Raw genomic sequence first — 7,730 nt, 5'->3', positions numbered from 1 at the left:
GCGACTTCCGCCGTTCCGGAGCCTGAGGAGACTTCCGCCGTGCCGGAACCCGCGGAGACTTCCGCCGTTCCGGAGCCCTTGGTGACGGACATCATGGCCGGCCCGGGCGGCGTGATGACCGACGACGTCGGGGTGATCACCGGCGAGCTGACGCTGCGCTCGGAGACCGCCCCCGACGGGTCCTTCGTCGTCCAGGTGCAATACAAGGAAGCCGATGAGTGGTACGTCGTGACCGGCGCCGTGGGCACCCTGCAGGACCCCGCGGACCTGGCCGCCGTCCACTCCGTCGTCGTCGGGATCCTCAACCGCCCCGAGGGCTAGACGGCGCGCCTTCCCTCGAACGCGCGGCCCAGGGTGATCTCGTCGGCGTACTCAAGGTCACCGCCGACCGGGAGTCCGCTGGCCAGCCGGGTGACGTTGATCCCCATCGGCTTGACCAGCAGCGCCAGGTAAGTCGCGGTGGCCTCCCCCTCGGTGTTGGGATCGGTCGCCAGGATCAGCTCCTTGCAGGTGCCGTCCGCGAGCCGGCTCATCAGCTCCCGGATGCGCAGGTTGTCCGGGCCGATCCCTTCGAGCGGGTTGATGGCCCCGCCGAGCACGTGGTATCTCCCCCGGAACTCGCCCGTGCGCTCGATCGCCACAACGTCCTTGGGCTCCTCGACCACGCAGAAGACCTCGTCGTTGCGCCGCGGGTCGCGGCAGATCCGGCACAGCTCGGCCTCGGCCACGTTGAAGCAGCGGGTGCAGAACCGCACGAGCTCCTTGACCCGCTGCAGCGCCTGGGCGAGCCGCTTGACGTCCATGGGGTCGGCCGACAGAACGTGGAACGCGATGCGCTGCGCGCTCTTCGGCCCGACCCCCGGCAGCCTGCCGAGCTCGTCAATCAGGTCCTGGATGGCGCCTTCGTACACGCCGGGCGCCCGTTAGAAGCCGGGCAGCCCGAGCCCGCCGCCCAGGCCCCCGAGCCCAGCGGTGAGCGGGCCCATCTTCTCCTCGGTGAGGTCGCGCGCCGCCTGGGCCGCGTTGTGCACCGCCGCGACGATCAGGTCCTCAAGCGTCTCCAGGTCTTCCGGGTCGACCGCCTTGGGATCGATTTTGACGGAAACGACCTCGCCGGTCCCCTTCACGGTCGCGGTAACCAGTCCGCCACCGGCCGTGCCGGTAAGCTCGGCCTCGGCGAGCTCCGCCTGCGCGGCGACCATCTGCTGCTGCATCTTCTGCGCCTGCTTCATCATCTGCTGCAGGTTGGGCTGTCCACCGGGCCGCACAGGGCGCTCCTTAGCATGTCATCAACGTTGCTTCACGTTGCGGGCGTTGCACCATAGGTTTCGGACCAGCTTAGGCCCTACCCCGATGGACGGCCGCGCTCAGCCTCCACGCCACCCCCGCCACCCCTCGCGGGCCTGACCGATCCATCCTCACCCACGGGCGGTCCTGCAGCCACGTACCGCGGCTTCACGGCGGGACCTAGCCGGCGACCTTCCCGCGGCGCGGCGGGACTGACACCCGGCATGGCCAGACTGGCCATGGCCCGGCGGACACGACCGGTCCGGATGCGGCTGGCACGACCGGGCAAGACCAGACGCGGCCCGGGCTGGGCACAGTGCGGAGCTCAGCACGGCCCCGGCGGTCTGGGCACGGACGAACTGCCGGGTCGGGTCCGGGCGCGGCCGAAGGAAGCGATTCGCTGGGCCTCAGCTGCTCGTGGTCTCGCCGATCTTTTCGGCGCCGAGGGCCTCGATCAGCAGCCGCAGCGCCGCCTCTTCGCTCGTCTCCCGGACGTCAGTCGTGTCGTCGAGCAGCTCGTCGCCCGGGTCGAGCCCGGGGAAGCGCGGATCGGTCACCGCCGAGTCATATTCGGGGTCGAACGGTGGCTCGTCCGCCCCCGTGCCCTCCCAGGCTGACGCCGACTCGATCGAACCGGCTCCGGCCGCTCCCGGGGCCGCCGCCGCACGGGCCGGGGAGGTCGCGCCCGAGCCGCCGCCTCGGCGCCCACCGTTCGCTGCCGCTGCGGCCGCCCGGCTGGCTGCCTCGCGAGCCTTCTCCAGCGCGCTGGAACCACCCTGCCGCGGCCGTCCCGGCGGCCCGCCGCGAGCCGCAGTCGCAGTGCTGTCCTCGCCGCCCGTGGTCGTGCCGTGAGCCGCGGCCGTCATGCCGGCCGTCGCCGAGCCGTGAACCGCTACAGGGTCGGCCACCGGCGCTGCCGAGCCGAACCCGCCCTGATTGCCGGTGACCGCCGCCGCACGGGCGCTCGACGCCGACGTGGCGCCACCGCTCGCAATTCCGGCGCTCCCAGAACCGCCGGCCGCAGAGTCGTTGAACGCAGAGCCGTTGGGCGGGGCCGCGTTTGGCCCGCCACCACCGGAACCCGCCGCGATCGGAGCGCTTCCCGCCATCGGGCCGGCGGGGGTCACTCCTGCGCTCAGCTCCCCAGCGGTTGCCGGGCCTGCGGTCATCGATCCCGCGGGCGGGGGCGGAGATGCAGAACCGCCGCCTACCAGTGCGGCTCCACCGCCGGGCGTGGCCGGTGTCGGCCAGTCCTCAGCCGCGCTCGCCACGCCAGCCTGGGCCGCGGCCCCGCCGGGAATCGCGGGCGCCGGCCAGTCTTCGTCCTGCACGACCGCCGTCGCCGGGGCGAACCCGCCGCCGGACCGTCCAGAGCCGCCACCAACGGCCGCGCCCTGCTGAAAGGAACCGTTGCGCTGCTGGTGGGCGGCGACCTGCTGCGGAGCGCCCTGCTGGGGCCGACCCTGCTGAGAGGTGCCCTGCTGCGAGGCGCCCTGCTGCGAGGCGCCGCCCTGGTGCGGCCCGGAAGCGGCCTGGGCCGGGCTCGACGGCGGCGGGCTCGAAGCGGGCGGGCCGGACGGTTGCGGGGTGGGCTTCGGCGGCGTGGGCCGGTTGCCGCCGCCACCGCCGCCCGGCTGGCCCCCGACCTCGCAGCGCACCTGCCAACGGCCGCCGAGGAGCTCCTGCAGCGCGCCGAGCAGTGGGTCAGGCGTGGCATTGAGCATGTCGGCGTGCGTCGAATATTTGAACCCGAGCACCAGCGTGGTGCCCTCGACGTCCTGGACCATGGCCTCGCGAATGATCGCGCCGGTCTTCTTACTCTTGTCGTTGACCAGCGCCAGCAGGTCCGGCCAGACGCGACGGATCGCGTCGGCGTCGAGTGCGCCGCCGGTCGCGCCCGGCGCGGACGGGGCCGCCGGTGCAGGGGCCGGTGCCGTGGGAACTGGTGCCGCGGGAGCTGGCTGCGGAGGAGGCGGCGCCGCAACGGGGGCCGGGGCAGTCGCGGCGGGCGCCGCGTCGGACCAGGCGCTCGGGGTCTCGGGCGGGCTCGCGACCGACGCCGGCGAGCCGCTCCCGCGAGGATCGCGAATGTAGTCCAGCCCCCGGTTGCCACCGTCGACCGCACCGCGAACCGGCGGGGCATCGGTCGCGGCGGGGGCGGCCTCCACCGGGGCCGCGGCAGGTGCCATAGCCGTGGGCAGGGGCGGGGCAGTCGCGGCGGGCACGCCGCCGGCGAGCAGACGGCGCTCCATGCGCTCCAGGCGTTGCAGCAACGCCGTGCTCGAGTCATCGGCGCCCGGCAGCAGCATGCGAGCGGTGATCAGCTCCAGCAGCAGCCGCGGAGCGGTCGTGCCGCGCATCTCGGTGAGGCCGTTGTGCACGATGTCCGCGTATCGCGACAGCGTCGCCTGGCCCAGCTGCGTGGCCTGGACGGCCATCCGCTCGAGCTCGTCGTGCGGGGCGTCCAACAGGCCCTTGGTGACGGCGTCGGGCACCTGCTGCAGCACGATCAGGTCACGCAGGCGCTCGAGGAGGTCGGAGGCGAACCGGCGCGGGTCGTGGCCGGCCTCGACGACCCGGTCGATGACGCCGAAGGCGCCGCGCCCGTCCTCGGCGGCCAGCGCGTCACACATCTCGTCGATGAGGGCCACGTCGGTGACGCCGAGCAGGGCCACCGCCCTGGTATAGGTGACACCTTCCTCACCGGCGCCGGCGATCAGCTGGTCGAGGACCGAGAGGGTGTCCCGGGCGGAGCCGGCCCCGGCACGGACGACCAATGGAAAGACGGCGGGCTCGACCTTGACGCCCTCGGCGGCCGTCAGCTGCTCCAGATATGGCCGCAGCACGCCCGGCGGGATCAGCCGAAACGGGTAGTGGTGGGTCCGGGACTTGATCGTCCCCAGCACCTTCTCCGGCTCAGTCGTGGCGAAGACGAACTTGACGTATTCCGGCGGCTCCTCGACGAGCTTGAGCAGCGCGTTGAACCCGGCCGACGAGACCATGTGGGCCTCGTCGATCACGTAGACCTTGAACCGGCTCGACACCGGGGCGAAGAACGCCCGCTCGCGCAGCTCGCGGGCGTCGTCCACACCGCCGTGGCTGGCCGCGTCGATCTCGATGACGTCGATCGAGCCGGCGCCGTCGGGCGCCAGGTCGCGGCAGGACTGGCACTCGCCGCACGGCTCAGGGGTTGGCCCCCGCTCACAGTTGAGCGACCGGGCCAGGATGCGGGCGCTGCTGGTCTTGCCGCAGCCGCGCGGGCCGGAGAAGAGATAGGCGTGGTTGAGCCGCCCGGAGCGCAGTGCCTGCGACAGGGGCTCAGTGACGTGCTCCTGCCCGATCACCTCGGCGAACGTGCGAGGCCGATACTTGCGGTAGAGCGCGAGCGCCACCAGCGGTCCTCCGTTCGACTAGAGCCGGGACCACCGTACTCCGGACCACCGACAATTTCGGGCGGGCGTCAGGCGGGTCGAGCTTGGATGCACGAAGGCCACCCGTGCACCCGACAGAGCTCACTTATCCTTGCTGCCTTCCGGCCCTGGGGAGGTTCATGAGGTGCCGCCGCACGAGTGGCTTGGCACCACAATACCCGGTGCGCGAACCCTCGCGAGCAATGGGTATCCTGTCGCACGGAGGATTCGCCTAGAGGCCTAGGGCGCACGCTTGGAAAGCGTGTTGGGATAAAACCCTCACGAGTTCGAATCTCGTATCCTCCGCTGGCCTGACCAGGCATGACGGCGGGACGGACCCCTCGGGATCCGGCCCGCCAGCAGTTCGGCAGCGCCGCCATGACGGACGTCACAAGGGGCGTAGTGCGCCCAGGTCGCCGAGCGCCTCGTCCCCTTCCGCCCAGGTCGGCGAATTCGCGGCACGTCGCGGTGCCATCCGCCCCGCCACACCGACGGTGATCAGCACGCCCATCTGGGCATCGAACCCGGGAACCAGCCAACCGTCTACATCGCCACCTGCGATATGGCAGGTTGACGTCTGTTCGAGCGTGACGGCGCATGGGACCATCTGGATACCGACACGCTGTTTGAGGGGGCGGCGATGTTCTATCGGAGCGCGGACATCCTGATCACCAGCACCCACGTGGTCGTCCTGCAACCCGACCCGATTCGATTCGATCTCGAGATCATCCAAGCGCCGTACATCATCCGGCACGGTCGAGGGATCGGCTTCCGGACGGGGCACGAGATCCGCGCGCGCTACGAGGCCGCGGACGTCCGCATCTTCTACACCACCAACAGTGCCACGTTCGGCGCCGTACGCAGGGCACTCATCCGCGCCCTCGAACAGCGCGCCAACCCGCTGCCGATCTGACCAAGGTCACCGACAGCGACCATCGAGAGCAGTAGGGGAAGTGACGGATACGCGACAGCGCCCGGTCGCCGCCGGGCGCCGTGCTCGTTGCGTGATCCTCCGGCCCGCCCGCGTGGAGTTCCGGATCGACTTCCTGCAGGGGGGTGTACGTCCTGGAGCACCCGTGGACCGACCGGACCAGGGCCGCACGGGAGATCCGCGCAGTACGGGATCCGCGACGTGCACCTCTTCTACAGCACCAACCCGACGACGTTCGGCCAGGTCCGCCGTGCTCTGATTCGCGTACTGGAGTGGCGCGAAGAGAATCGCCGCTACGCGACCTCGGGCCGAGTGCATCACCGGATCGCCACTTACCGTTCAGTAGGTAACGATCCGAAGAATCTGCCACATCACGGACAGTCGCATCGCTAATGGGCACCTACACTGACTCGCGGTCCGACCTGGACCATCTAAATTTCTGCAGCCTGCACGTCTACCGACGAGTAGGGTGCAATACAGCTAGCGATGCGGCAAGTAGACATACGTCCAACGAGGGACCAGACGACGTCATGAGTTCGGGTGACACGCCCGCCGTCGCACGCCGGAAAGTCCGGCTGGCGATCAAGGACGCCCGCAACGCCAAAGGAGATACGCAGACCCAGGTGGCCGAGGCCATGGAGTGGTCGCTCTCCAAGGTGATGCGCATCGAGTCCGGCGAGGTCACCATCTCCCAAAACGACCTGCGCCCGCTGCTGGCCTATCTCGGCATCAGAGACCGCAAGGTGGCCGAGGAACTCGTCCAGGCCGCCAAGGCGTCGAAACAGCGGCGCCAATGGTGGGACGACAAACGTTATCAAGGGCGTCTTACCTCGGCGATGCGCCAGCTGATCGGCTTCGAGGCCGAGGCGTCCGTCATCCGGAGTTTCGCGCCGCAGGTGATTCCAGGATGGTTGCAGGGCCAGGCATACGCACTGGCCGTCACGCAGGGGTTCACTGAAGAACTCAGGGACGATGAGATCGAGACGCGTGCCGCCATTCGCGTCGAGCGCCGCAAGGCGCTGTGGGAACGCAATCCGCGCCCGAGGCTGTACGCACTGTTCGACGAATCGGTGCTGCTGCGCGGCTACGGCGGACCTCAGGCCCTTCGCAAGTCGCTCGCCGAAATCAGCACTTCCATAGCAGAAGGCCGCGTCACGGTTCGCATTCACCCATTGGAGCTACCGTATCCGCCGTTCGGTCAGTACGACCTGATGTACCTGTCGAACGAAGAGAACAGTCACGCCGTGTTGTACCGGGAGAGCGGAACCCTCGACGAAATCGTCGACGATCCGGCACGTATCGCGCGCCATCGCGAGGCCTGGGATCGCATGTGGGAGAGCTCGATCGGCGAGGAGGATTCGGCACGAAAGATAGCCGCGGCCGCGATAGACCCCGCCGCCGGCGCGGATACTCGGTTTGCCGACAAAGGATCTTCGGACTGACGCCGAAGACCGCTGGAGGCCGACCGTACAGGGCTGCCTCCCTGTCAGGAAAAGGGTGTTCAATGCACGAGACGGTCATGCCGCCCAGCTGGCGTAAGAGCAGCTACTGCGGCAATACGACCTGCGTGGAGGTCGCGAACCTCGCGTCGGACAGCATTCTCGTCCGCGACGCGAAGGATCCGGGCGGTTCCGTGCTGTCGTTCGACCGCGACACCTGGGGTGCGTTTGTCGTCGGCATCAAGGGCGGCGATTTCGACCTTCGCTAACCGCCACGCCGGGTCAGACGCGTCGGCATGCCACAAGCCCACGACCGCTCGCACATCGGATCCGGCCCGCAGCGTTCAACTCGATGGAAGCAGCGTTCCCGTGCGTAGCCCCGCAACGAACGCGCGCCAATCCGCCGTGCCGAACCTCAGACGCGCGCCGTCCGGATCATCCGAATCACGAACCAGGATGCCGTCGGTGCCGCGAGCGACCTCCAGACAAGAAGTGCTGCCGCAGGCGGAAGACTTGCGCCAGACGAGTGCCTCGCTACTCTCGGCCATCGGGTCGTCCTCCTTCAAACCCTAGGACGTGAGCTTTCAGCATACGAAGCGCCACGTCATACCTCACGTGAGTATGCAAAGTTGGCCCATGAATGCACGATCGCGGCAAACCGGT

General features: G+C 69.5%; 9 protein-coding genes, 1 tRNA gene and 1 other RNA gene. 5 read left to right on the top strand and 6 right to left on the bottom strand.

The genetic code is table 11. The features are described from left to right. Positions 1-321 (top strand): hypothetical protein (locus AB0367_RS01540; RefSeq protein ID WP_366224203.1); only part of this gene is annotated, 321 nt, incomplete at its 5' end. Here the strand turns inward: AB0367_RS01540 and recR are convergent. The 4 genes from recR to ffs form a co-directional block, all read right to left on the bottom strand. Further along, positions 318-911: a recombination mediator RecR gene (gene recR / locus AB0367_RS01535; protein WP_366224202.1), complete on the bottom strand. Its 594-nt coding sequence runs from the start codon at positions 909-911 to the stop codon at positions 318-320. The two genes, AB0367_RS01540 and recR, sit on opposite strands and share 4 nt — an antisense overlap. Before the next feature lie 12 nt (positions 912-923). After that, on the bottom strand, positions 924-1,244 hold the full coding sequence (locus tag AB0367_RS01530) for a YbaB/EbfC family nucleoid-associated protein (RefSeq protein WP_366224638.1): 321 nt from the start codon (positions 1,242-1,244) through the stop codon (positions 924-926). A 450-nt stretch (positions 1,245-1,694) separates the two neighbouring features. After that, positions 1,695-4,679: a DNA polymerase III subunit gamma and tau gene (locus AB0367_RS01525; protein WP_366224201.1), complete on the bottom strand. Its 2,985-nt coding sequence runs from the start codon at positions 4,677-4,679 to the stop codon at positions 1,695-1,697. Positions 4,680-4,770: 91 nt separating this feature from the next. Next, positions 4,771-4,864: signal recognition particle sRNA small type (gene ffs, locus AB0367_RS01520), an RNA gene on the bottom strand. A gap of 54 nt (positions 4,865-4,918) precedes the next feature. Here ffs and AB0367_RS01515 point away from each other — a divergent pair. After that, positions 4,919-5,003: transfer RNA gene (locus AB0367_RS01515), tRNA-Ser, on the top strand. Positions 5,004-5,085: 82 nt separating this feature from the next. On the opposite strand, the gene AB0367_RS01510 is transcribed toward AB0367_RS01515, so the two are convergent. Further along, entirely contained in the window at positions 5,086-5,208 is a 123-nt protein-coding gene (locus AB0367_RS01510; RefSeq protein WP_366224200.1) for a hypothetical protein, read from the bottom strand. Positions 5,209-5,337: 129 nt separating this feature from the next. Here AB0367_RS01510 and AB0367_RS01505 point away from each other — a divergent pair, with 129 nt between their 5' ends. From AB0367_RS01505 to AB0367_RS01495, 3 genes are all read left to right on the top strand, one after another. Then, positions 5,338-5,610, top strand: coding sequence for a hypothetical protein (locus AB0367_RS01505; RefSeq protein ID WP_366224199.1), 273 nt, complete (start codon positions 5,338-5,340; stop codon positions 5,608-5,610). 548 nt (positions 5,611-6,158) lie between these two features. Further along, positions 6,159-7,070 carry a helix-turn-helix transcriptional regulator gene (locus AB0367_RS01500; protein ID WP_366224198.1) on the top strand — a complete coding sequence of 304 codons (912 nt, stop codon included), beginning with the start codon at positions 6,159-6,161 and terminating at the stop codon, positions 7,068-7,070. 62 nt (positions 7,071-7,132) lie between these two features. After that, positions 7,133-7,336, top strand: coding sequence for a DUF397 domain-containing protein (locus tag AB0367_RS01495; RefSeq protein ID WP_366224197.1), 204 nt, complete (start codon positions 7,133-7,135; stop codon positions 7,334-7,336). A gap of 75 nt (positions 7,337-7,411) precedes the next feature. Here AB0367_RS01495 and AB0367_RS01490 read toward each other — a convergent pair whose 3' ends face one another. Beyond that, positions 7,412-7,615, bottom strand: a complete 204-nt coding sequence (locus tag AB0367_RS01490; RefSeq protein ID WP_366224196.1) for a DUF397 domain-containing protein — start codon at positions 7,613-7,615, stop codon at positions 7,412-7,414. Between the last annotated feature and the right edge of the window lie 115 nt (positions 7,616-7,730).

This window comes from Dactylosporangium sp. NPDC051484 (assembly GCF_040689395.1).
In the GTDB taxonomy this organism is placed as follows: domain Bacteria; phylum Actinomycetota; class Actinomycetes; order Mycobacteriales; family Micromonosporaceae; genus Dactylosporangium.
Note: the sequence above shows the minus strand (reverse complement) of the source record. Positions and strands in the feature narration are given on the sequence as shown.

Bases quoted from the DNA above. Each gene is read 5' to 3' on its own strand.
- AB0367_RS01510 (WP_366224200.1), bottom strand. From the start codon at position 5,208: ATGGGCGTGCTGATCACCGTCGGTGTGGCGGGGCGGATGGCACCGCGA.
- AB0367_RS01505 (WP_366224199.1), top strand. From the start codon at position 5,338: ATGTTCTATCGGAGCGCGGACATCCTGATCACCAGCACCCACGTGGTC.
- AB0367_RS01500 (WP_366224198.1), top strand. From the start codon at position 6,159: ATGAGTTCGGGTGACACGCCCGCCGTCGCACGCCGGAAAGTCCGGCTG.
- AB0367_RS01495 (WP_366224197.1), top strand. From the start codon at position 7,133: ATGCACGAGACGGTCATGCCGCCCAGCTGGCGTAAGAGCAGCTACTGC.
- AB0367_RS01490 (WP_366224196.1), bottom strand. From the start codon at position 7,615: ATGGCCGAGAGTAGCGAGGCACTCGTCTGGCGCAAGTCTTCCGCCTGC.